The following is a 24,597-nucleotide window of genomic DNA, read 5'->3' on the forward strand; positions in this document are numbered from 1 at the left end:
ATGGTCAATCGCCATTGGGTAATCTCACCATTGATGCCAATGGTAACTGGACGTACACGGTCGATAATTCACTCACTGGCGTACAAGAGTTAGGTGAGGATGAGACTCGTGACGAAGTATTCCAAGTCACTTCAATCGATGGCTCTGTGAGTCAAACTATCGTAGTGACCATTACCGGTGTGAATGGCGCACCGTCGATTGTCAGTGGCGAGTCGGGAGCTGTGACTGAAGATACCGCCGTTACGCCAAGCGATACCTTGGTGGCCACGGATAAACTGGTGATCAGCGATGAAGATGCCGGTGAAAATGTATTTAACGTAGGCGCCGCGACGCCAGTTGGCTCAACGCTGGGCTCGCTCACTATTACGGCCGATGGCACTTGGACATATACACTAGATAACACGCTCACCGCCGTTCAAGCACTGGATGATGGCGACAAAGTGATTGAAGAATTCACCGTGACATCTGCCGACGGCACTGAGCACACCATCGCCGTTACTATCAACGGCACCGAAGATGAAACCATCATTACCGGTCCAACGACCGACACAGTGAAAGAAGACACCGATGTGAATGCAGGTCTCTTGATCGCTGGCGATAATCTGTCGCTTACCATTACGGATAATGACGCAGGCGAGAACAAGTTCAGTACTACTGTCGTTAAAGAATCAAACGACGAAGGCCAACAGCCTCTCGGTACCTTAACCATCACCGAAGATGGCGACTGGTCTTATCAAGTTTCCAACGCGCTTCAGGAAATTCAATCTCTCGGCGATGGCGATACTCGCGTTGAGCGCTTCACTGTTACCTCTATCGATGGCTCAAAAACGGAAACCATCGAAGTAACCATTCAAGGCACTAACGATGCGCCTGTCATTGCTGGCGATGCCGTAGGCAGCGTGACCGAGGACTTTGAAGTACAAACCGGTGACCTCCTGAAAGACAACGGTCAGTTAACGATTTCTGATGCGGATTCAGACGAAGCCCAGTTCCAGACAGTCGTCACGCCGGTTGGCTCTGTTTTAGGTACGCTCACCATCACCGAAACCGGTGCGTGGAGCTATGAAGTTGATAACACCAACCCAACCATTCAAGACTTGGGTGAAGGTGACTCACTCACTGAGACGTTCCAGGTCTTGAGTGAAGACGGCACGCCGCAAAACATCGTCATCACTATCAATGGCGTTAACGACGTACCAACTATTACGTCGGGCGATGCTGCGCTTGCCCAAGAAGACGTGGCGGTGGATGGCGATGGCAACATCGTCGCGACCAATACCTTAGTGATTTCCGATGATGATACTGGCGAGGAAGTGTTTAATGCAGGGGTCGCTACTCCGGTTGGCACAACACTTGGCACCTTAACCATCGATGCCGCGGGGGGCTGGACTTACAAAGTCGATAATTCCCTGCCGCAAATTCAAGCGTTGGATGTGGGCACTAGCCTCACTGAATCTTTCACTGTGACATCCGCTGATGGCACTGAACATCAAATCGATGTCACGGTTAATGGCACTGAAGATCCAACTATTATTAGCAACTACCAGCCTGGTGCTGTCACGGAAGATACCGCAGGTATCTTGACTGACTCGGGTAGCTTATCCATTGCTGACCTCGATGCCGGTGAAGCGCTGTTCAACACTACGGTCACCAAACTCAATAATGGTGATGGTCAATCGCCATTGGGTAATCTCACCATTGATGCCAATGGTAACTGGACGTACACGGTCGATAACTCTCTCACTGGCGTGCAAGAGCTAGGTGAGGATGAGACTCGTGACGAAGTATTCCAAGTCACTTCAATTGATGGCTCAGTGAGTCAAACCATCGTGGTGACCATTACCGGTGTGAATGGCGTACCGTCGATTGTCAGTGGCGAGTCGGGAGCTGTGACTGAAGATACCGCCGTTACGCCAAGCGATACCTTGGTGGCCACGGATAAACTAGTCATCAGCGATGAAGATGCCGGTGAAAATGTATTTAACGGAGGCGCCGCGACGCCAGTTGGCTCAACGCTGGGCTCGCTTACCATCACGGCCGATGGCACTTGGACCTACACACTAGATAACACGCTCACCGCCGTTCAAGCGCTAGATGATGGCGACCAAGTGATTGAAGAATTCACGGTGACATCTGCCGACGGCACCGAGCACACGATTGCCGTTACTATCAACGGCACCGAAGATGAAACCATCATCACCGGGCCAACGGCAGACACAGTGAAAGAAGACACCGATGTGGATGCTGGTCTTTTGATTGCTGGCGATAATCTGTCGCTCACTATCACTGATAATGACTCTGGCGAGAACAAGTTCAGCACCACAGTCACCAGTGTCGCGAACGACAACGGTCAGCTTCCGCTTGGCACCTTAACCATCACCGAAGATGGCGACTGGTCTTATCAAGTCTCTAACGCACTGCAAGCGATCCAATCTCTCGGCGATGGCGATACTCGCGTTGAGCGATTCACTGTGACCTCTGTCGATGGCTCAAAAACCGAAACCATTGAAGTGACCATTCAAGGCACTAACGATGCGCCCGTGATTGCTGGTGATGCCGTTGGTCTAGTCATTGAGGATATCAATGTCCAGCCTGGTGACCTTCTCAAAGATAACGGTCAGCTCACTATTTCCGATGTGGATACAGACGAGGCCAAGTTCCAAACCACAGTCACGCCAGTGACTGTAGGGGGCATCACGCCTATTGGTACGCTGACCATTACCGCGACTGGTGCTTGGAGTTATGAAGTCGACAATACCGCCACCGAAGTTCAGCAACTTGGTGCGGGCGATACCAGAACAGAAACGTTCCAAGTGCTCAGTGAAGATGGCACTCCCCACAACGTAGTGGTTACCATCAATGGCACCAATGATGCCCCTCAGATCGGCGGCTTATCATATGTAGAACTTACCGAAGACCAAGCAACGCAGATTGACATCAATGGCGACTTGAACTTCACATCGCAAGCAACGATTAGCGATGTGGATCTAGGTGAAGGCGCGTTTGTTCCAAGTACGTTGACCGCCGCGGCTGGAAACTTTACCGATGGGGCGTTAACCATAGATGCTGCGGGTAATTGGACGTACAAAATTTCAAACAGTAGCGCGAACGTGCAAGGGCTCGCTGCGGGTGAGCGTGCAACTCAAACCTTCACTGTTGAAACAGACAATAACACCACACATACCATTACCGTCGATATCGTCGGCGTGAACGATAGTTCCGTGCTGATCAGTGATCCATCTGAATCACTCGGCAGTGTGACCGAAGACGATACGCAAGTGACGCTGTCAGACAGTGGTGTATTGCAGTTGTCTGATGTCGATGGCGCGAATGAAGAGGTGTTCAATACTAATCCGAATACCTTTACCTCTACCAGTACTGTTGAAGGCGCCGCTGCCGATCAAGCCCTAGGCACCTTAACCATCACCGCTAGCGGCGCTTGGAGCTACGAAATACCAAATGCCAACGTAGAGTATTTAGGACAAGGCGAAACCGCAGTCGAAACCTTTACGGTACTATCTGAAGATGGCACGCCGCACACGGTAACCGTTACCATCAATGGTACCAACGACGCGCCTGTGATTGCGGGCACCAGTGAGACGGCTGGCACCGTGGTGGAATCTGGGCACCAGGATACTGGTGGGGTGGTATCAGGCACGCCAAGCATTGAAGGCCAAATTGATGCGAGTGATATCGACCTTGCAGACAACGATGTACTTGATTACACCGTGGCTAATGCCACCAACCCTTATGGCACCGCTTCGGTTGACCAAAATGGCGTGTGGAAATTTGAACTAAACAATGGTGCAGATGCTACTCAAGTACTAGAAGAGAACGAGACGGCTACTGTAACGTTTGATGTTGTGGTGACCGATGATCAGAACGCCACAGCGACTCAGCAAGTCACAATTACCATCCAGGGTACCAATGACAAGCCGTACTTAACTTCTGGAGGTGTCTTTGCCGATTCAGTCAAAGAATCTGGGCTGAACGCAGCGGGCGATCAGCGAGCTGACGGACAAATTAACGCTGATGATTATGACCTCGCGGATAATGCGCAGTTGAGCTATGCCTTTGATGCTGATGACAGCACCGCAACCAGTGTTGAAAATCAATACGGCACCTTTACCATTAACAGTGACGGCTCATGGTCGTTTGAATTGGACAACACAAAACCTGCCACCCAAGCGCTGAGAGCCGGAGAGTCGACAACGGTAGATATTGATGCCTTTATTATCGATGACCGAGATGCTTACATAAGCCAGACCCTAACGGTGACCATCAATGGTACCAATGATCAGCCAACAATATCGGGCACCAACACCGGAGATGTGGTTGAAGATAGAAATGTCACTCGAGAAAATGGTGTTCGTTACATCACTAGTGAAGGGTCACTTCGTGTCGACGATGTCGATACAGGAGAGAGCATCTTTAACACTATCGTTGAACCAGTAGGCTCGCCTCTCGGTACTTTAACCATTGACGCACTTGGTGACTGGGATTATCAGGTAAACACTCGCGAGCGAGCCATTCAACGTCTTGGTGTGGATGAAACCATGGAAGAGTCGTTCCGTGTTTACTCTGTTGATGGCACGTCCTTTGAAATCATCACTATCACGATTACTGGTACCAATGATCGCCCAAGGATCCGTGGTAATAGTTCAGAGTCAATCACTGAGAATGTCGAAGGGGATGATAGCGAAGTTAAAGCAACTGGCGATCTCAGCCCGAGAGATGCGGATGTGACAGATGTGCATACTTGGTCTGTGGTTGGCAGTTCAGAAGGGCAGTATGGTTCGTTCTCAATCAATGCCTCTACCGGTACTTGGGAGTATATTCTCGATAACGATAAAGCCGATTCGTTGCAAAAAGATGAGCTCGTCACGGAAACCTTTACGGTTCTTGTCGACGATGGCAACGGTGGTACACGCACCCAAGACGTTACGATCAATATTACTGGTACTAATGACGCATTGGTATTGACGGGTGATGATAGCGCAACAGTCGTTGAAGACCTCAACATTACCGAAGATGGCGTCATTGACGTTAGCGATCTCGATACGAAAGACACGTTTGAATTTAAAGTGTTGAATCCGGTCGGTGTACTTGGTGATTTAACTATCGACCAGAACGGTAAATGGACTTACACGCTCGCTCCAGATCGTGCGGAGCATTTAGAAGACAATGTTACCTATCCAGCAGATTCCCCATTTGGTGAGCAGATATTCCAGGTCAGTGTCACTGATGGCACGGCAACCAAGGTATTCGAAGTCAGCATTGACGTTATTGGTACCAATGACGCACCAGACATTGATGGTGTGCGAACTGGCGTGCTGTATGAAGTGAATGGGTATGGCCAAACCGTGGGTGCTGACTTAGGCACGAACGACCCAGACCTCAATGAAACCGAAGCATGGCAGATTAACGACACCAATACGGGTGTGGGTACTTACGGTACCTTGACGCTTAATCCAATGACCGGCGAATGGGAATATACGCTGGGCGTGAGTGATGGTCAAAAAGCCTCTGTAGATGCTCTGGCTCACGACAGTGTTGTCACTGAAACCTTCTCTGTCAGCGTGACGGATAAATACAACGCGGTAAGCACTAAAACCATCACCATTACCGTTAACGGCGACAACGACCGTCCAGTCATTGGCGGTACGTTAAGCGGTGAAGTGAGGGAAGATGTTCATCCTGATGACAACCCTGCTAACCCAATCACCACATCGGGTACGCTGACGGACGGCGATGTCGATATTGGTGACGACCACACTTGGTCAATCAACTCGACGAAAGGGCAGTACGGCAATATCTCTATTGACCCACAAACTGGCGAGTGGGTGTATACCCTCAACAATAACAACCCTACCGTTCAGGGGCTGAAAGGTGTTGATAGTGAGACGCTAACCGATACCTTTACCGTTACGGTGAAAGATGATTCGGGTAAAAGCGATAACACCGCAACTCAAACGATCACGGTGACGATTAAAGGCACCAATGACGCGCCGGATGTCAAAGGTGACACCTCTGGCAGCGTGATTGAAGCAACGAACGCGCGCTCAAGTGCCACTGGCGCGCTTACGGTCAGCGACATCGATACCACTGACTCTCATACCTGGACAGTCGAGAATGAAGATCAGGCGACAGGCCAAGCAAGCGGTACTTACGGCTATATGTCGGTTGACGACAATGGTCGATGGACGTATCAGCTGCAAAGTGACTGGGATACCACCCGAGAAATCCCACCGGGTGAAAGCCGTGTCGACAGTTTCGAAATCATTGTTACTGATGAAGGTGGTCTGACTGACACCATTACCGTTAATGTCACTATTGCCGGTACCAATACCGATCCAGAAATCTCGGTGCAGCCAAGCTACACCGTCATCGAGGATGGAGCCAACCTAACTGGCACCATAATCGCAGGCGTACCGACGCAAGATCAGCTTGATAACAACGTGATTGGCGGCGGTGACCCTGATCTCAATGAAATAGTGACTTGGAGCGTGCTAGACGGCGGTCAATACGGCACCTTCAGTATCGATGAAGTGACGGGCACTTGGCAGTATGTACTTAACAATAACGCTCTGGCGGTAGATTCACTCGATAAGGGTGACACCCTAGATGACAGCGTTCGCATTCGTGTGCTGGATAAATTTGGTCATGAATCGATTCAAGATATCACCATCAATATTGTCGGTGAAAATGATGCACCCAATATTCGCGGTGCACAGACTCGCACTATTTCAGAAGATACGATTGAGGCTGGGAATTATACAGCTACCGGTCAGTTGAATCCTGGCGATATTGATGCGGATGACCTCCATCAATGGGAGATATCCGATTCGAACGGTGGTCGTGGCGAATATGGCTCATTGATATTGTCATCTGACGGCCAGTGGACATTTACTTATGATCAAGTGGACAAGCTCGATGATATTAAAGCACTAAAGCCTGGAGAGAGGTTGACGGACACCTTCGAGGTGACTGTTACTGACAGCCATGGTGCAACGTCCACCGAGCTCGTGACAATTCGAATTGAAGGTCAAAATGATGCACCGACGGTAAGTGGCGATATCACAGGTACTTACGTTGAAGATAACGGTACTGATGACCCATCCGATGATCTTACTCCGATCACGGGTCGCGCAATACTGGCAGACGTTGATAATGATGACTTTGCTGAATTTGTTATCGCAGATGGTCAAACAGAGAATGTCTATACAGGTCTTTATGGCGATCTATCAATCGATAAAGATGGCAACTGGCAGTTCACACCGAAAAACGATGTAATGCAGTCGTTGAATGAGGATGAGGTGAAGCAAGAAGTCTTTACCGTTATCGCTCAGGATCAAAATGGAGCCACTATTACCCAAGATATTACGATCTCGATTGAAGGGCGGAATGATGTTCCGGTAATAACGGGTGAATCTACGGGTACGGTCGTAGAGGATGGTACGGCTGACATCTATGGGGTTGATTTGACACGTACTGACGGTCAATTAGTTGCCAGCGATGTCGACAATGATAGCTCTATTAGTGGATGGTCGATCGAGACCTCCGGAGTGGGTACCTACGGTACGTTAACGGTCGATAATAATGGTAAGTGGACCTATGTCATCGACAACTCTCTTCCTGCAACACAAGCTTTGATCTCTGGAGAGACTGTTCAGGAAACGTTTTATGTTGTGGCGACAGATAACGACGGAGGTGTATCTAATCGTCAAGAGATCGTGATCGATGTTATCGGTCAGCGTGATCCAGGTGACGGTTCTGGAGGCGGCGGCATCATTCCAGTGGATATCTCAGAATTAGAGGTAACTGAGGACGGTCAGCTTATTGACGGCGACTCATACATATTTGATGTCCCTGAGGCCGCTCGCTTTGTACCGATTAATGGTGGGGTTTACGGGCAGTTGGTGAGAACGCCAGACGGCAACTGGCAGTACGAGCTTGATAATGATTCACTTCTCGTTCAAGGTCTGGATGAGGGAGAAACCGCGACAGAGAATTGGCGTATTATTCTTGGTCCGTTCTACATTAATGTTGATGTGACCATCAATGGGACGGCGGATAAGCCTGAGATTACTTACAGTTCAGACACCACGAGTCCACAAGATGACACCATTCTATTAGGTGAAGCTCTAGAGGACGTAACGGACTCAATTTCGGGTGTGTTGGGCGTAGATGACGCTGATCTTGGCGATACTCATGAGTGGGCAGTAGAGAATGGTCAGGGCAGCTACGGTACGTTAACGGTTGACTCAGAAACTGGTGAATGGACGTATGTGTTAGATCCTTCCGTAGAACTCCCTGCGGGTGAAGAAGTTTTCGATACCTTCTTTGTTACTGTCACAGACACTGACCCTAACGAAGACCCAAGTACAGCTTCTGATAGACGTGAAGTGAAGGTTAAGATTGTCGGTTCAGCTGAAGATGTTGTTGTGGAAGACAAAATCGTGGTTGAAACCGTCACTGCGAACGAAGACAACGATGATCCAAATGAGATTGGCACTGGTGATTCTGCGATCACGATTACGTCTGCGGACGCTGGTGGGCCTCTCACACTTGATCCTAGCCTTGGGTTGGGTGACCAAATCACTTGGACCCTGATTGACGGAAGTGGTACATACGGAAATATCACAGTGAATCAAGATGGTTCCTGGGTCTTTACGCTTGATAATGACAGTCAAGCAGTACAATCACTCCAAGAGGGGCAGACTCGTCAGGATGTCTTCGAGGTCTACGCCGTTGACCAATATGGTAAAACCATTGTTGATGAAAACGGGCTTCCTCAAACCTTAGAGATTGTGGTCAACGTCAATGGTCAAAACGACGCACCAACGCTGCAAGCGAACGTCGAAGAGACTATTGTGGCTGATGACCCCGACCAAACCATTTCTGGTCAGCTAGCGGTGTCTGACGTCGATACTCAAGATCAGGATCTCCATACTTGGACCGCGACGCCAACGAGCGTAGAAAATGACTACGGCACGCTTCAATTCAATAGCGACGGCTCATGGTCTTACGTGGTCAATCCAAACAATGCGGATATCATTGCGCTTGGTGCCAATGAGTCAATCCCACAAACCTGGCAAGTTACGGTCACAGATCCATCTGGTCTTACCGATACCCAAACGCTCACTATTAACATTCGTGGTGATAACCAAGCGCCGACTATGGTCACTCAAGATGGTGAAGTGACCGAAGATGATACCAACGGCTCTGGCAGCGTTTCTGTTACTCAAGCGATTGTCCTTGATGATGTTGATACTAACGATACGGTGATGCTGACAGCAGCAGATCTCAACGGCACTTATGGCCACTTTGTTGTTGACCCTGCAACTAATACTTGGACGTACGAACTTTATAATGATCAGCCGCATGTTCAAGCTTTGGCCGATGGGGTGAAAGTGGTTGAATCATTTACGGTGCGCGCAACAGACAGCTTCGGCGCAGAGGTAACACAAACCGTCGAAGTGACGGTTACTGGTACCAATGACAGACCAAGTCTATTTGGTGCCGCAACAGGTTCAGTGAGTGATAACTTAGGCAGCACAGCCAGCGGTAAAGTCACCGTCGCCGATGTAGATATTGGCGATGACCACACTTTCGACGTTAAACAAGATACCGATTTAGGCACATTCACCATCGACAATACCGGTAAGTGGACATTTGTTGTCGATGAGGAAAATGAAGAAATTAACGCTTTAGCCAAAGGTCAAACCAAGACAGTTCAGGTAAGCGTGATTGCTACGGATGATTCCAATATAAGCGCAACGGAAGAATCGAACGAGCACTTTATTACTATCACCATTGTTGGTACCAATGATGCGCCTAAGATTGTCGATATCGGTCAGCAGATGGCCACTGAAAACACCAATACTCAGCTATCAGGCGTGTTTGATGATGGTGATGTGGATACGGTGAATATTGCCGATGAGCATCTTTGGGAAGTTGTTTCTGGTGACCCGCGTGGTGACTTGAGTGTTGACCCTACAACAGGGGCATGGACGTTTGATCTTACCGGTGATTTTGAGTACTTGTCTGAAGGTGAAACGCTACCGACACCATTGACTTATGAGGTCAAAGTGACGGATGAACATGGTGCGAGTAATACCATTACAGTTGAGTTCCAAGTAACCGGTACAAATGACGCACCAACGGTCGTTGCTGCTGATACCGTCGCAACAGGCACCGTATTCGAAGACCCAACAGGTGTAGAGTCAGGGACGGCGACGGGTGAAGTGAAAATTGCCGATGTTGATCAAGGTGATACGCATAGCTATAGCCTGAGCGGTAGCGGTATGGTGACCGAAATCGTTGGTACTTACGGCACGTTGAAACTCATCGATTGCGATACAGACGATACGGTGAAGTGGGAGTACGTGATCGATCAGGCTAAGGTTGATTCGCTTAATGATGGCCCTGTCAGTGAGAGCTTTGATTTATATATTGAGAGCTTAGTTGGCGGCGTTGCCCAAGGTGATGCGATCACCCAATCGATTGATGTTACTGTCCAAGGTCGTAATGATGCTGCCATTGTTAGTCCAGACTCTCAGACTCTAGATGAAACCAATGCGGCACTGACATTGTCGGGCAACCTAGATGCGACCGATGTTGATAACCTTGACGATACCTTTACGGTGCAAACAGATGTTCAAGGCACCTATGGTAAGTTCAGTGTGCAAGCAGATGGTCAGTGGACATTCGTTGCAGATGAAGCGTATGACTCGCTTAACGTTGGACAAAGTGTTTCGGAAACATTCCAAGTGACCACCATCGATGGTACGCCAACGTCAGTGACGGTGAAGATCGAAGGTACCAATGATGCTGCGCAGGTCAGTGTAGGCTCTGTGGTAACGGACGAAACTGATGCTGCTCTTACTATCAGTGATACCTTAACCGCGACCGATGTCGATAACTTAGACAATAGCTTTACACCTTCAAGCACTGTGGGTACTTACGGCAGCTTCTCTATCGACGCCAATGGTGTATGGACGTTTGTTGCGAATAGCACCTTCGATAACTTAAATGTGGGTGAGAATGTTAAAGAGACCTTTGATGTCACCTCGGTTGATGGTACACCGTCCACGGTAACGGTACAGATCAACGGTACCAATGATGCCGCGACAATAAGCGCTGCAAGCCAAGAGCTTATAGAGACTGACAGTGTTCTAACGGCTGGTGGTACGCTAACCTCTGTTGATCCAGATAACCCAGATAACAGCTTTATCGCCCAAAGCAGCACGGTTGGCACGTTAGGTACCTTTACGCTGAGCGCATCAGGCGTGTGGACGTTCGAAGCCAACAGCGCCTTTGACAATCTTGCAGATGGTGAGCGCGTTGAAGAGGTGTTTGACGTGTTCTCGATTGATGGCACCCAATCGCAAGTGACCATCGGTATTACGGGCAGCAACGACGCTGCAACGGTTGATTCTGCGGATATCAGTTTGCAAGAGAACGACATTGCATTGACGACAGGCGGCACATTGACCGCAACCGACGTCGATAATCCAGACAATACGTTTATCGCACAGAACAACGTGGCAGGTACCAATGGTACGTTCTCGATTGATGCCAACGGTATGTGGAGCTATACCGCAAACGAGGCATTCGACAATCTCAATGTTGGTGACTCATTGGTAGACTCGTTCAATGTACAGTCAATCGATGGCACTATCTCGTCGGTCACGGTGAGAATTCAGGGGACGAACGATGCCCCTGTGATTGGTGGTGCTGCGTCTTCTGGCGTTCAGGAAGGTGTGACCGATTCAGCCACAGGAACCGTTACGGCACAAGATGCGGACAGTACAGTTACTCGCTCATTGCGTAGCGGGACTTTAGTAGGCGATGTTTATACCGCAACAGGGACTTACGGTACCTTAACCTTTAATATTGCCACCGGTATCTGGGCTTATGTGTTGATTGCTGGAAACAGCAATGCGCTCGCTGCGGGTGATACTGACACCGACAACTTTATTATCGATGTCAGTGATGGCCTGACTTCGCTTGAGCAACCCATCACCATTACGGTGACAGGTAATCAAGGGCTTCGAGGCGACAGCGCACTGGATGACATCTTAGTTGCCACATCAGATGACGAATGGATGTTTGGTAATACCATCCCTGCTGGTGGCGGTATCAGTAGCGATAATGACTCGCAAGATACCTTCCGTTGGGAAACCGCGAACCTAGCCGGTACTGACACTATCAAAGACTTTGATGTACGTGACTTTACAACCAGTGATCCAAATATTAAACACGATGTTGTCGACTTAACGGCTGTCGCATTTAAAGATGATCAGTTGCTCACCGATCAGCTCAGCGTGGCAGAGCAAAGTGGTAATACGGTGTTTGAGATTTCTGACAATGGTGTCGTGGTGCAATCCATCGTCCTTGAGGGCATTGCACTGCATACTCTGCTTGGGGTAACGCCAAGCGAAATCGGTGATTTCACTCCAACTGAAGTATTGGTTGCCTTGTACCAATCTGAGCAACTGACACTACCCGATCAAATCAAGATAGGTACTGATTCAGCAACGACGGAAACAATCGTTGGTACTGATGAAAGTGACATCCTATTTGGTGGCGGTGGCAATGATATCCTGACCGGTGGTGATGGACATGATTTGTTCTTGTTCACGGAAGATGCCGCGGGCACCACGATAGATCCTGCCGAGCAAACGGTAATGGATTTTAGTGTTGGCAGCGATATTTTAGACATTTCTGATCTGTTACCCGCGCACGATAATATCGGTGACTTGCTCGGTAATATCAGCGTATCGGTGACAGACGACCCAGCAGATGCGACAGACAACGCGACAACGGTAATTAGCGTCACCAACAATGGTGAACAAACAGACATTACCTTAGAAGGCGTTGGATGGAATGAGCTTGGGATCTCGGACGCTAGCGTGATCAATGATCCGGGTAATCATCAAACAGAGCTACTCAATCAACTTGATACCATGAATGTGATTAAGATTGATCCGTAGCGGCTGATGATGAGGACTAAAATAGAAAAAGGGCTGTGTCGATGACACAGCCCTTTGAAGTTGAGATGTTAGCAGATATTAACCCTGCTTGTTCTGCTCAGCTTTGCAAACTGCGGCAGTAAATACCACGTCAGTTGAGCTGTTCAGCGCTGTCTCGGCAGAATCTTGAATCACACCAATGATAAAGCCAACGGCAACAACCTGCATTGCGACATCGTTTGAGATGCCAAACAGGCCACACGCTAGAGGGATAAGTAGTAGCGAACCGCCAGCAACGCCTGACGCACCACACGCAGATACCGCGGCTACAATGCTTAGTAGTAGTGCAGTAAAGATGTCGATTTCGATGCCCATGGTATGCACAGCAGCCAATGTCAGCACTGTAATAGTAATCGCAGCACCCGCCATATTGATGGTCGCACCTAGCGGGATAGAAACAGAATAAGTATCTTCATCCAAATCCAGTTTTTCACACAGTGTCATATTCACTGGAATGTTCGCCGCACTTGAGCGTGTGAAGAATGCCGTCACACCACTTTCGCGTAGGCATTGGAATACAAGCGGGTATGGGTTTTCTTTGGTCTTCACGTAGACAATGATTGGGTTGACAACCAGCGCAATGATTGCCATAGCAAGCAGCAGGACGAATAGCAGTTGTGCGTAGCCAGCAAGTGCAGAAAAACCAGTCGTTGCGAAGGTGTTCGCCACTAGGCCAAAAATACCAAATGGGGCTAGACGAATAATGAAACGTACGATTTGAGACACGCCGTGGCTCAGATCTTCAAATACCGCCTTGGTGGTGTCAGAAGCATGGTGCAAGGCTAAACCCAGACCAATTGCCCACGCCAAAATACCGATGTAGTTGGCATTCATCAGCGCGCTAACAGGGTTATCGACCAGCTTAAACAGCAGTGTATGTAGAACTTCACCAATACCTTGCGGTGGCGCTGCTCCTTCCGCGCCAGCAACCAAGGCAAGCTCGGTTGGGAAAAGGAAGCTAAGCAAAACGGCAGTCAGCGCCGCAGAGAAAGTACCAATTAGATACAACACAACGATTGGACGCATATGCGTGGTTTGATTTTTCTTTTGGTTAGCAATAGAAGCTGCAACAAGAATGAAGACTAAAATTGGGGCGACAGCTTTAAGTGCTCCAACGAATAAGCTACCAAGCATTCCGAAGCTTTGAGCCGTTGTTGGAGACGCGACAGCGAGGATAACACCAAAAACGATACCCGCGAGGATCTGAAGAACCAGATTTCCATTCGCATAACGGGCAAGGATGCTAGAACTTTGCATTTTTATATCCCTGTATAGATTTTGCACTGACTCGTGGTGCTCGCTAGACGCGACTCTTCCGGTAGTGCAATTATTATGTAATAAAGTGTGTTTGCGTTCGGTATCTTATCAAGGCAGGATGATGTGTCTACAAATAATTCAATTGTTGAATGAATTAATTGTTATTGTTGAATTTAATGGTTTTAAGTGTTGATTGGTTTGGTGTCTGTGACACGAAAAAAGGCAGCGCTAGCTGCCTTTCGAGGATAGAAAACGATAATTTTTACTCAGTTTTAGCCTTGAAGCATGACCGTCGCTTCACCTTTGATGGCGACTTTTCCTTGCTCATTAAGCACTTGAGTTAGAAGTTTAGCGATGGGTTTATCTTCTCGTACTTCTGTTACCTCTACTCGAGCTGTTACCGTCTCTCCTACACGGATCGGGCAGGTAAACTGCAGTGTTTGTCCAAGGTAAATTGCCCCTGGTCCCGGAATTTTTGATGCTAGCAGTCCAGACACTAAGCTCGCGCCCAACATGCCGTGCACAATGGGTACCTCAAACGGCGTCATAGCGGCAAATGCTTCATCCAAATGCACTGGGTTGTAATCTTCCGCCAATGAGGCGAACTGTTCTACGGCCGCTTTATCGAGTGTTTTGCTCAGGCTCGCGTGTTGTCCTACTTCAAGCGACATGACGGCTCTCCTCTTGTGTTTTTAGTACGTCTTCAATGCGTTGTTTTACATAATTGCCTGGTGCGTCAAGCTCACCCTCAAGTACTCGTGCTTCAATTTTCTGTGAGAAGTTGCGCGCATCCAGCCACTGTTGCCAATGCCCCCACCAAGAGCCAGTGTGCTTATCTGCTTTTTCAAGCCAACTGTCGGCGTCGGTATCGACATTGTCATTGGTCCAATAGCCATACTTGGTGGAATCGGCATGATTCATTGGGCCTGCTATATGACCGCTCTCTGCAAGTACAAAGGTGTTTTGACCACTTAAAAGGTCAGTGCCCTTAAAGGTGCCTTTCCAGAGTGCGATATGATCTTCGATAGCAGAAAGGAAGAAGGTAGGGGATTTCACTTTAGCAAGATCTATCCCGACTCCATCAATCGATATGCCGTTTGGCTGGCTCAGTTTATTCTCAAGGTAGAACTTGCGCAGCATTTGGTTGTGACAACTTGCGGGCACGTTGGTGTTGTCGCTGTTCCAATGCAGGAGGTCAAATGCAACAGGTTTTTCACCTTTTAGGTAATTGGTGATGTAGTAGTTCCAGTAAAGGCTGTTTTCACGAAGTAAACTGAACGACACCGCCATTTGGCGTCCATCCATATAGCCTTGATGGTTGTTCTGGGTTTCGATGGCCGAAATCATCGGGTCATTGATAAAGATGCCAAGCTCACCAGGCTGCTGGAAATCGAGGATCGTGGTTAACAGCGTGGCTGATTTAATGCGCTGCTTGCGACGCTTTCCTGCAAGATAGGCCATCGCGGCTGTCAGTAGTGTGCCGCCAATACAATAACCCAATCCGTTGACTTCACGCTCACCTGTCTGGGCTTCGATAGCATCCAGCGCTGGGATGATGCCATCCGTCACGTAGTGGCCAAAGTCAGTATCACGGTACGATGCATCCGGATTAACCCAAGAGATCATAAATACGGTGTGGCCTTGATCGACCAGCCATTTCACAAATGACTTACGCTGGTTCAAATCCATGATGTAGTACTTATTCACAAAGGGTGGTACCAACATCATCGGACGCTTGTAAACTTCTTCTGTCGTTGCTTGATATTGAATAAGCTCAAACAGATGATTTTTGAATACTACTTTGCCTTCTGTCGCTGCCACATTTTCGCCAACCACAAACGCTTCGCTATCAGTCATACGGATGTTGAGCATGTCTACGCTTTTGCTCATATCCTTTTGCAATTGGTCGAGGCCTTTGATGAGGTTCTCACCGTTCGACTCTAGGGTTAGCTTCATGATCTCTGGGTTGGTCGTGATGAAGTTACTCGGTGACATCGCATTGAGAAACTGGCGAGCAAAAAACTCGAGGCGCTCTTTTGCTTCCGGTTCGATATCTTGGGTATTACGAATCGTATCGAGTACCGATTTACAGACCAGTTTATAGCTCTCTTTGATGTAGCTATACATCGGGTTCTCAGACCAACTTTCATCCCTAAAACGAGGATCTGTTTCTTTTTCGGCGGGTTCGCTAGTTGACAAAATACAGTCATTAAACAGGTTTATTTGTTGGTTCCACCATGTCATTTGCTGCTCTAGGATACTGGTAGGGTTGCTAGCAACAGATTGTGCAAGCTGACTCCAGTCTTCCACTTGAGATTTGAAGATGGTGGATTGAGTAGGCTTTTGAAACGCGTCAAACCAACCTTGGGTGGCTTGAAAGTAACTATCGATGACATCTTGGAATGGGGGCTTATTTTCCATCTTCTCATCCTTAATTGCACAGAAAATAGTGGGCGAAACCATGTTTAGATACTTATGTTTAGAAACGTGTGTCTAGAAACTCATGTTCGCAAGCTTATGTTTATAAACGGATTCTTATAAACTGATAGCTATTAACTTCGGTACGCCCTTCTCAAAAAGGGAAGCCAAGATTACTTGTTTGGCGTAATTGAGCTTGCCGAAATTTCGTCAACTGCAGCTTTAAACTCGTTACCAATCTGGCTAAGCTTTTGACCGTCTTCTAGTAGGCGCTGGCTTACTTTGGTAATGATTTCGAGTTGCTTGCTACCTTGGTTCATCAGATCTTGTGGTTGTTTAACCGCCACAAGGCTTTGTAGGTTTTCGTTGGTCAACTCGCTGTATGCAGTGATTGTTTCAAGTTGCATCTTCGATAGCGTTTCTACGTTCTTTGCAACTAACTGGCTGAAGTTAGCAAATGGGTTAAGAACAGATTGTAGTTGAGCATTTACTGCTTCTAGGGCGGCTTGATTTTGCATGGTTACCTTCCTTTTAAACGTCTTTTTTGATGAACAACGCGTCTCTAATATCGAGTTACCTGTTCAGTTATTGATTTAAGTCATGGAATTCAAACGGTTGTTTGAATACGGATATGATGAAGAATGCTTAACCCTTTGTCACTAGCCTCAAAAGGCATAATTTATAGGTAAACAGCGCTAAAAATACTACCCAGCGTTTAATTGCTCTTTGAGTTTGATTGTATAAGTGCCCAATTTAACAGCTGTTAATGACTTGTTGCTATTTAAGTTGTGTTTGAATTTTGATTTTTCTGAACGGTTATTAATTGCCAAAATTGAAATGTAGATCACAAAAATATGTACATTCACTTTAAGTGAAAGGGATTAGATGTATTCGATTTTCTTTTTCTAGATTGGCTTAGTTATTCGCATTTTTGATTGGTGGTGGTTTTTGGTGTGCATTTGCTGTGTGAATGCTTTGTTGCCTGCCTATTTCTCTTGTGCGGTAATTTGTGTTAACTCATTGTATTCCATTGATAATTTCTGGTATGCCTACAATTTTAGTCTAACCTGAAAATATTTCTTTATTAGTTTCATGAGCTTAGATGTATATGCCCCACTCAATGGATGTTAATTTTAAAAAGTTGATGTTAATCACTTGTTGAATTAAATATTGCTGGATATATTAAACGTGCGTTTGATACGGGCGTTTTAAAAAATGAAAGTGAAATCTGGAACAAAAGAAAAGATATTTAATATCGCTCAATCTCTATTTATAGAGCGTGGCTACAACAATACATCGCTTCGAGATATCACTCAAAAGGCTGATGTGAATCTAGCCGCTGTCAATTACCACTTTGGGGATAAAAACTCTCTGGTGCAGGCGATACTGGACGATTACCTCGTCCATTTCATGCCACAAGTGCATGGGCAATTAGAACAGTTGAACCTCAGATCAAGCTATAGCGTTGAGGATGTGTTGAACACAATAAAATCGCCGCTAATGGGTTTAAATAAGTTACACCCAAATGGCATGGCTAGCTTTTTACTACTCATTGCCAGTGGCTATAGCGATGTTCAAGGACACTTGCGATGGTTCATTGTTAATCATTACGGGAAAACTTTAGAGCTATTCAAACAATCCATGCTCAAAGCCAACCCAAGTATTAATGAAGAGTCTTTGTTTTGGCGTTTGCATTTTGCTTTGGGAGCGTTCGTATTTGCCACCGTGTCATCTACGGCATTAAACGAGATCGCCGCAAGTCAGTTCGACCGAGACAGTGACTTATTAAATATTATCGAGCAAGCCATACCCTACATTTCGGCTGGCTTAGAAACCGACAACAAGCAAGAGAATTGCGAAACTCTACAAAAGGATTAATGGATATGAGTGTCATTACAAAGAAGTTGATCAGCCAGCCAGCATTTAATTTGTTTAAGAAAGTGCTGCCACCTCTGTCAGCCACTGAACGTGAGGCAATGGAAGCGGGTGGAGTATGGTGGGATGGCGAATTGTTTTCTGGTAATCCAGATTTTAATACCCTTCACAATTATCCCAAGCCGACGCTGACTGCGAAAGAACAGCACTTTATTGATAACCAGCTCGAAACGCTGTTGTCGATGCTCGATGATCACAAAATTGTCAAAGAAGATCGTGATTTGCCACCACAAGTTTGGGAGTACCTAAAGAAAGAGCGCTTCTTCTCGCTGATCATCTCCAAGGAATACGGTGGTCGCGCTTTCTCTGCGCTGGCCAACTCAACCATAGTGTCTAAAATCGCGACCCGCAGCATGAGCGCGGCGATTACAGTCATGGTACCTAACTCCTTAGGCCCAGGCGAACTGCTTTCACACTATGGTACTCAAGCACAAAAAGACTATTGGTTGCCTCGACTTGCTGATGGTACAGACACACCATGTTTTGCCCTAACGGGGCCTGAAGCAGGTTCTGATGCGGGTGGTATACCGGATACGGGCGTTGTTTGCTATGGCGAACACCAAGGTGAGAAAGTGTTGGGTATCCGACTTAACTGGAACAAACGTTATATCACCCTAGCACCTATAGCGACCGTAATGGGACTAGCGTTTAAGATGCTAGACCCAGAAGGTTTGCTTGGCGATAAAAAGAACGTCGGTATTACCTGTGCATTGATCCCAACCGATCACCCAGGTGTGATGATAGGTGAAAGACATGACCCTCTTCATTTGGCCTTTATGAATGGCACGATCCAAGGTGAGGATGTCTTTATCCCAATGGATTGGCTCATTGGCGGTGCTAACTATGCGGGTAAGGGCTGGCGCATGTTGGTGGAGTGTCTGTCAGCAGGTCGTGGTATTTCGCTGCCCGCACTAGGCACTGCTATTGGCCATTTGACGGCGAGAACAACCGGCGCGTATGCCTATGTACGTAAGCAGTTTGGTATGTCGATTGGTAAATTTGAAGGGGTGGCCGAAGCACTAGGTCGTATTGGTGGTTTGAATTACTTGCTGGAAGCGAGCCGCACTTTAACAACGACGTCGCTTGATATGGGCCAAAAGCCGGGCATTGTCACCGCCATTGCCAAATACCACATGACGGAAATTTCACGCACCATCTTGAATGACTCAATGGATATCCACGCTGGTCGCGCCATCCAATGTGGTCCAATGAACTATTTGTCCTCGGCGTATTTGGGAGTGCCGGTTGCGATAACGGTAGAAGGTGCGAACATTCTAACTCGTAACCTTATGATTTTTGGTCAGGGTGCCACGCGTTGCCATCCATACGTGTTCCAAGAAATGGAAGCAGCGGCCAATCCAGATCATCAAGCGGGACTGGAGGCGTTTGATAAATTGCTGTTCAAACATATCGGTCATGCGACGAAAAACTCGATCGGTGGTCTGTTTGCGGCATTGACTGGCTCCGCGCTGACATCATCGCCGATTAGTGGCGAAACAGCACGTCACTACAAAAACTTGAAGCGTTTGAGCAAAGCACTGGCTGTGAGCGCCGACTTTGCCATGTTAACGCTGGGTGGTGAGCTAAAACGAAAAGAACTGATTTCTGCGCGACTGGGTGATGGACTTGCTTATTTGTACTTGGCATCAGCGGTATTGAAGAAATATCAAGACGAGGGCAGCCGAGCAGAAGAGCGCGACTTTGTCGATTATGCAGTCGATTACTGTTTCTACCACGCCGCGAAGTCGCTTAATGAAGCTTACCGTAATTTCCCAAGCGGATTCGCAGGTAAGACACTAAAAACACTTCTATTCCCAATTGGTAACCATTTCAAATTGCCAAGCGATGATGTCACTTTGCGCATCGCTAACAAGTTGATGGTGCCCGGTGAGATGCGTGATCGATTGACACATCTTTGTTATGTCGGTGCGGCTGAAGACGACAATGTGGGATTGATGGATCGCGCCTTTGTTGCCATGTATGGCGTTCGAGATTTAGAGAAGAAGCTTCTTGCTGGCGTTAAAGCAGGCAAGGTTGCTCGTAAGGGGCTATTGGCTGACCGTTTGGCACAAGCACTGAAAGAAAATGTTTTGAGCCAAGAAGAAGTCGATAAAATTCTAGAGGCGGACGCGCTTCGCTACCGCGCGATTCAGGTTGACCATTTCAGCCATGATATGAAGACTACGCTAACGAATGGCGCTCCTCAAAAGCAAGAGGTGCTAGCCAACGCAAGCTAGCATCTAGAGCCTGACTACTTCGGTAGCCAGGCTTTTTTTGTATAACGATAACAAACATTTAAGTTTCAACGAGGAACATTATGGAGAACTCCCAACACTATCAAGCCTTAGAAAGCATGTACTTAGCAGCACCAATTAACGAATTCTACCTACCTCGAATTAAGGTTCAGGAAGCTCAGGCGGATATTGAAATTGAGCTACATAAAAAATATTTTCACACTGCAGGCGCGGTTCACGGTTCGGTCTACTTTAAAATGCTTGATGATGCCGCCTTTTTTGCTGCGGCTAGTTTAGAGAAAGAGTATTTCGTCCTTACTACTTCGTTTACTACCTATATCACACGTCCAGTTTCCAAGGGCCGTATGAGAGCGGTGGGCAAAGTCGTTAACATCAATAGCAGTCAGTTTATTGTTGAATCGGTGGTTTATGATGGTGAAGATCGCGAGATTGGTCGGGGTAATGGACTATTTGTGCGCAGTAGAATGCTGCTGTTAGATGTACCCGGCTATCAGCCCGTTTAACTGAGCCTGTGGGTAACCGGGTATACCTAAACCATGTTGGGTTAATAGTAGTCAGAATTGTTCGAAACGGTTAGTAGCCTTTTTTACGATGGCGACTTTCTGACTGAACCGAGCGATAGAACTTACCCAACTCTTTATCTTTGGTTCGTTTTTCTGCTAAAGATGCACTGTTTCGAGCTTGTTCACGCTGTAGCTTGAAATAGTTATCTACTCGTCTCTCATCAAGCTCACCCTTCTCCAGTGCACCTCGTACGGCACAGCCAGGCTCATTAGTGTGGTGGCAGTCAGCAAAACGACATTGGCTAATTAAGGTTTCAACATCACTAAAGGTCTCGGACAGACCGTCTTCACTTGCCGTAAGCTGAATTTCTCGCATACCAGGTGTATCAAGTAGCAAACCACCGTTTGGCATCTTGTACATGGAACGAGAGGTTGTCGTGTGGCGACCTTTACTGTCATCTTCCCGAATACCACCCGTCGCTTGCGTCTGTGCCTGCATTAGGGTGTTTACTAGTGTTGATTTCCCCACACCAGAAGAGCCCATAAATGCCACGGTTTGACCTACACTGCACCAAGACTGAAGACCCTGAAGAGAATCAATCTCTAACGCGTTGACCGTTTCTATCATCAAGAATGGGTCAAGTGATTGTACTTGTTGACGTTTCTCTTCTACGTCTTCGCATAGGTCGGCTTTGGTTAGCACGATCACTGCTTCTGATTTGGCTTCATTGACCAAAGTCAGGTAGCGTTCTATGCGACTGAGATTAAAGTCTAAGTTCAAAGAACAGACAATAAAAACGGTGTCGACGTTAGCAGCAATGTATTGCTCTTCTAGCTTTGAGCCTGGAGCCTTGCGGCTAAACAGAGATTTCCGTTCGAGCAGTCTCACAAATCGATGTTGTTCATCCAGAAGTACCCAATCACCCACCGTCATTTGAGGGTGACTGATATGATGCTCAAGGTGAAATTCCTCTTGTTCAGTACAGAGGATGTAGCCACTGCGATGATGAGCAATAACACGACCGAAAATAATACCTTCGTACTCTTCAAGCGTGAGTTGTTGTTGAAAATAGGTTTTCCAACCAAGTTCGTTGATCGCGATTGGATGGATAAAAATAGAATGCATTGTTAGTACCTAAAATAGACTTATTTTTATAAGGGTCAGGTACTTACCGATGTAAGTGTGTGCAGGTTGCACAAGACCCCGGTTATGAGCACCGGGTAAAGAAGGGAAGAGGGTTAAGAAATAGAGTCTTGTTGTGTTTCGCTTAACCGTTGTTTTTAGCCAACTTTACCGGGTGGGTATGGATAACAATCATGAACTTCCTCCAATGTGACGAGTAAAAACAGGCTAATGATAGCAGCACAGCGCTGTTTGTACAGCGCTGTGACATTAAGTGTTGAGCTTAGTGATGTTTATGGTGCTTCATACCCGACATGACTTTTTTCACGGGCACGGTCAGGACTTTTACTTCGCCATTAGCAAAGTTCAGCTCAACGTTAATGGTGTCCCCTTCTTTCATTGGCGCTTTTACATCCAATAGCATTACATGCAGGCTGCCCGGCTTAAGGATGGTTTTACCATTGGCTGGAATATCGATGGCGTTCACTTGGCGCATCTTCATGACATCACCTTCTTTAATGACATCGTGAAGTTCAACCACGCTCGAAGCTTGTGAGCTTGCGCTGACAATAGTGCGGACTTCATTGCCGGTATTTTCAATGGTGCCAAATACTGCGCTGGTTGTGGCATTTGGTGGTGTTGCGCGTGCGTACACATCATTCACATCGATAGCGGCATGGGCCATCGAAATAGGAGCTAGGGCGATTGCAGATAGAAGGAGTTTGTTGAGCTTCATGGTTCATTCCATTGTTATAGGTGCAGTGTTATAAGTGCATCGTTTATAAATATCGTGTTGTTTACCCTTGCTTATTAACGCGATGAATCGCCTCAATAATCGGAGCAGGATTGAGCGTGTGGGGCACTTTCTCAATAAGCGTGCCGTCCGGGCTTAGGAAATAGAAATACGAACTGTGGTCGAGGGTATAGCCAAGCTTGGAGTCCTCAAGTTCTGTCTTACGGAAGATAACGCCATACTTGTGAGCAAGTGGTTGGGTGACTTCCAACGGCGCAGATAAGCCTTCAATCATTGGGTGAAAATAGTGGGCGTACTCGGCAGAGGCTTCCGCGGCATCGCGCTCAGGGTCGAGGGAGACAAACATAGGTCTTAGTGTGGCCTTGGTTTCATCATCGACCTGATTCAACGCGCCAGCTAGCATCGCCAATGAGGTTGGGCAGACATCGGGGCAGCGGGTAAACCCAAAGTAGACCACACGGGTGCGAGGATCAGCTTGATCAAAAATCGCTACAGCTTGCCCATTCTCGCCATACAGTACCGACTCGGAGACCGCTTGCAGCTTGGCAAGCTCCTCAGCTTGTTGCTGCTTTTGTTGCTGGTCGTTGAGATAGAGATTGCTGCCTATGCCAAGGCCAAACGCGACCGCTAGAAGTCCTATCCATTTTTTGTTCATCGAGCACTCATCCTCAAGGCTGCTTTAATGTCGGTCTTACCGTCAGAAACCTTACCATACCAAGTCATACGTTGCTCGGCACAAACCGGTAAGATAATTTCACCTTGATAGACGTCAGGTTTGATCATTTCAAGCTGATACTTAGCGACGCCCATGTCCATCTCCTTGCCTTCCAAAGAAACGGTTAAAAACTCCGCATTGGCATTTGGCCAAAATACATCGACCTTAATCGGCGTCAGCGGCGTGACACGGCGCGTATCGAGCTTAACTTTTACGCCTTGCTGCTCGCAAACCTCGTCAGAGAGCATGCAATAGTCAGTCAAATCTATCTCTGCGTTTGGCGCCTGTTTAAACACCGATGGCAAATAGAAGCCAGCGCCCAGCGCTGCCGCAACAAGGAGAATTTTTAATTTGCTGTTCAAGGTGATGTTAACCCATAGAAGAATTGGTAACCGCATCCTAACATATTCCATATCGGCATCTGTGCGGTAGTCCAAATTTTTGCTGCTTGTTAAATGACTTAGCGAGACTTAAATGGGTCTGTGTTTTGAAAGGAGGATGAAATCTTGAAAGTTGTCATTTACACCAAGATTATCTTTGAGTCACAACTTGTCCTACTTTAGCCATGCTTTACTCGCGTGTTCCCTCAAGCGTGTCTAG

The 24,597-nt window shown here is 47.4% G+C and carries 12 protein-coding genes; 4 read left to right on the plus strand and 8 right to left on the minus strand.

All coding sequences use genetic code 11. The annotated features are described in order from the left end of the window. The first annotated feature begins 14 nt into the window (after positions 1–14). Positions 15–12,998, plus strand: coding sequence for a VCBS domain-containing protein (locus ACJB0T_RS04975; protein ID WP_495292913.1), 12,984 nt, complete (start codon positions 15–17; stop codon positions 12,996–12,998). 78 nt (positions 12,999–13,076) lie between these two features. On the opposite strand, the gene sstT is transcribed toward ACJB0T_RS04975, so the two are convergent. From sstT to ACJB0T_RS04995, 4 genes are all read right to left on the minus strand, one after another. Continuing rightward, positions 13,077–14,294, minus strand: a complete 1,218-nt coding sequence (sstT, locus tag ACJB0T_RS04980; protein WP_479292392.1) for a serine/threonine transporter SstT — start codon at positions 14,292–14,294, stop codon at positions 13,077–13,079. A gap of 272 nt (positions 14,295–14,566) precedes the next feature. After that, positions 14,567–14,965, minus strand: coding sequence for a MaoC family dehydratase (locus ACJB0T_RS04985; protein WP_252015847.1), 399 nt, complete (start codon positions 14,963–14,965; stop codon positions 14,567–14,569). Further along, positions 14,955–16,715: a class I poly(R)-hydroxyalkanoic acid synthase gene (phaC, locus tag ACJB0T_RS04990; protein WP_479292393.1), complete on the minus strand. Its 1,761-nt coding sequence runs from the start codon at positions 16,713–16,715 to the stop codon at positions 14,955–14,957. Before phaC ends, ACJB0T_RS04985 begins: the two co-directional genes overlap by 11 nt. A gap of 170 nt (positions 16,716–16,885) precedes the next feature. Continuing rightward, positions 16,886–17,230: a phasin family protein gene (locus ACJB0T_RS04995; RefSeq protein ID WP_479292394.1), complete on the minus strand. Its 345-nt coding sequence runs from the start codon at positions 17,228–17,230 to the stop codon at positions 16,886–16,888. A gap of 697 nt (positions 17,231–17,927) precedes the next feature. Between ACJB0T_RS04995 and ACJB0T_RS05000 the strand changes: the two genes are divergently transcribed. From ACJB0T_RS05000 to ACJB0T_RS05010, 3 genes are all read left to right on the plus strand, one after another. Next, positions 17,928–18,590, plus strand: a complete 663-nt coding sequence (locus ACJB0T_RS05000; protein WP_479292395.1) for a TetR/AcrR family transcriptional regulator — start codon at positions 17,928–17,930, stop codon at positions 18,588–18,590. A gap of 5 nt (positions 18,591–18,595) precedes the next feature. Next, a complete protein-coding gene (locus tag ACJB0T_RS05005; protein WP_479292397.1) occupies positions 18,596–20,884 on the plus strand; it encodes an acyl-CoA dehydrogenase in 2,289 nt (762 codons plus the stop codon). Positions 20,885–20,964: 80 nt separating this feature from the next. Continuing rightward, positions 20,965–21,405 carry a PaaI family thioesterase gene (locus tag ACJB0T_RS05010; RefSeq protein WP_479292399.1) on the plus strand — a complete coding sequence of 147 codons (441 nt, stop codon included), beginning with the start codon at positions 20,965–20,967 and terminating at the stop codon, positions 21,403–21,405. 70 nt (positions 21,406–21,475) lie between these two features. Here ACJB0T_RS05010 and rsgA read toward each other — a convergent pair whose 3' ends face one another. The 4 genes from rsgA to ACJB0T_RS05030 all read right to left on the minus strand — a co-directional run bounded on the left by rsgA (position 21,476) and on the right by ACJB0T_RS05030 (position 24,395). Then, the gene (rsgA, locus tag ACJB0T_RS05015) at positions 21,476–22,531 is read right to left on the minus strand and encodes a ribosome small subunit-dependent GTPase A (protein WP_479292401.1); all 1,056 of its coding nucleotides are present in this window, start codon (positions 22,529–22,531) and stop codon (positions 21,476–21,478) included. A 280-nt stretch (positions 22,532–22,811) separates the two neighbouring features. Further along, entirely contained in the window at positions 22,812–23,264 is a 453-nt protein-coding gene (locus tag ACJB0T_RS05020; RefSeq protein WP_479292403.1) for a copper chaperone PCu(A)C, read from the minus strand. Positions 23,265–23,325: 61 nt separating this feature from the next. Then, positions 23,326–23,937 carry an SCO family protein gene (locus ACJB0T_RS05025; RefSeq protein WP_479292405.1) on the minus strand — a complete coding sequence of 204 codons (612 nt, stop codon included), beginning with the start codon at positions 23,935–23,937 and terminating at the stop codon, positions 23,326–23,328. After that, positions 23,934–24,395: a hypothetical protein gene (locus ACJB0T_RS05030; RefSeq protein WP_479292407.1), complete on the minus strand. Its 462-nt coding sequence runs from the start codon at positions 24,393–24,395 to the stop codon at positions 23,934–23,936. Before ACJB0T_RS05030 ends, ACJB0T_RS05025 begins: the two co-directional genes overlap by 4 nt. Positions 24,396–24,597 lie beyond the last annotated feature (202 nt).

It is taken from the genome of Vibrio sp. CB1-5 (assembly GCF_059412285.1).

Bases quoted from the DNA above. Each gene is read 5' to 3' on its own strand.
- ACJB0T_RS04985 (WP_252015847.1), bottom strand. From the start codon at position 14,965: ATGTCGCTTGAAGTAGGACAACACGCGAGCCTGAGCAAAACACTCGAT.
- ACJB0T_RS05000 (WP_479292395.1), top strand. From the start codon at position 17,928: ATGAAAGTGAAATCTGGAACAAAAGAAAAGATATTTAATATCGCTCAA.
- ACJB0T_RS05020 (WP_479292403.1), bottom strand. From the start codon at position 23,264: ATGAAGCTCAACAAACTCCTTCTATCTGCAATCGCCCTAGCTCCTATT.
- ACJB0T_RS05005 (WP_479292397.1), top strand. From the start codon at position 18,596: ATGAGTGTCATTACAAAGAAGTTGATCAGCCAGCCAGCATTTAATTTG.
- ACJB0T_RS05030 (WP_479292407.1), bottom strand. From the start codon at position 24,395: ATGCGGTTACCAATTCTTCTATGGGTTAACATCACCTTGAACAGCAAA.
- ACJB0T_RS05010 (WP_479292399.1), top strand. From the start codon at position 20,965: ATGGAGAACTCCCAACACTATCAAGCCTTAGAAAGCATGTACTTAGCA.
- phaC (WP_479292393.1), bottom strand. From the start codon at position 16,715: ATGGAAAATAAGCCCCCATTCCAAGATGTCATCGATAGTTACTTTCAA.
- ACJB0T_RS04995 (WP_479292394.1), bottom strand. From the start codon at position 17,230: ATGCAAAATCAAGCCGCCCTAGAAGCAGTAAATGCTCAACTACAATCT.
- ACJB0T_RS05025 (WP_479292405.1), bottom strand. From the start codon at position 23,937: ATGAACAAAAAATGGATAGGACTTCTAGCGGTCGCGTTTGGCCTTGGC.
- rsgA (WP_479292401.1), bottom strand. From the start codon at position 22,531: ATGCATTCTATTTTTATCCATCCAATCGCGATCAACGAACTTGGTTGG.
- sstT (WP_479292392.1), bottom strand. From the start codon at position 14,294: ATGCAAAGTTCTAGCATCCTTGCCCGTTATGCGAATGGAAATCTGGTT.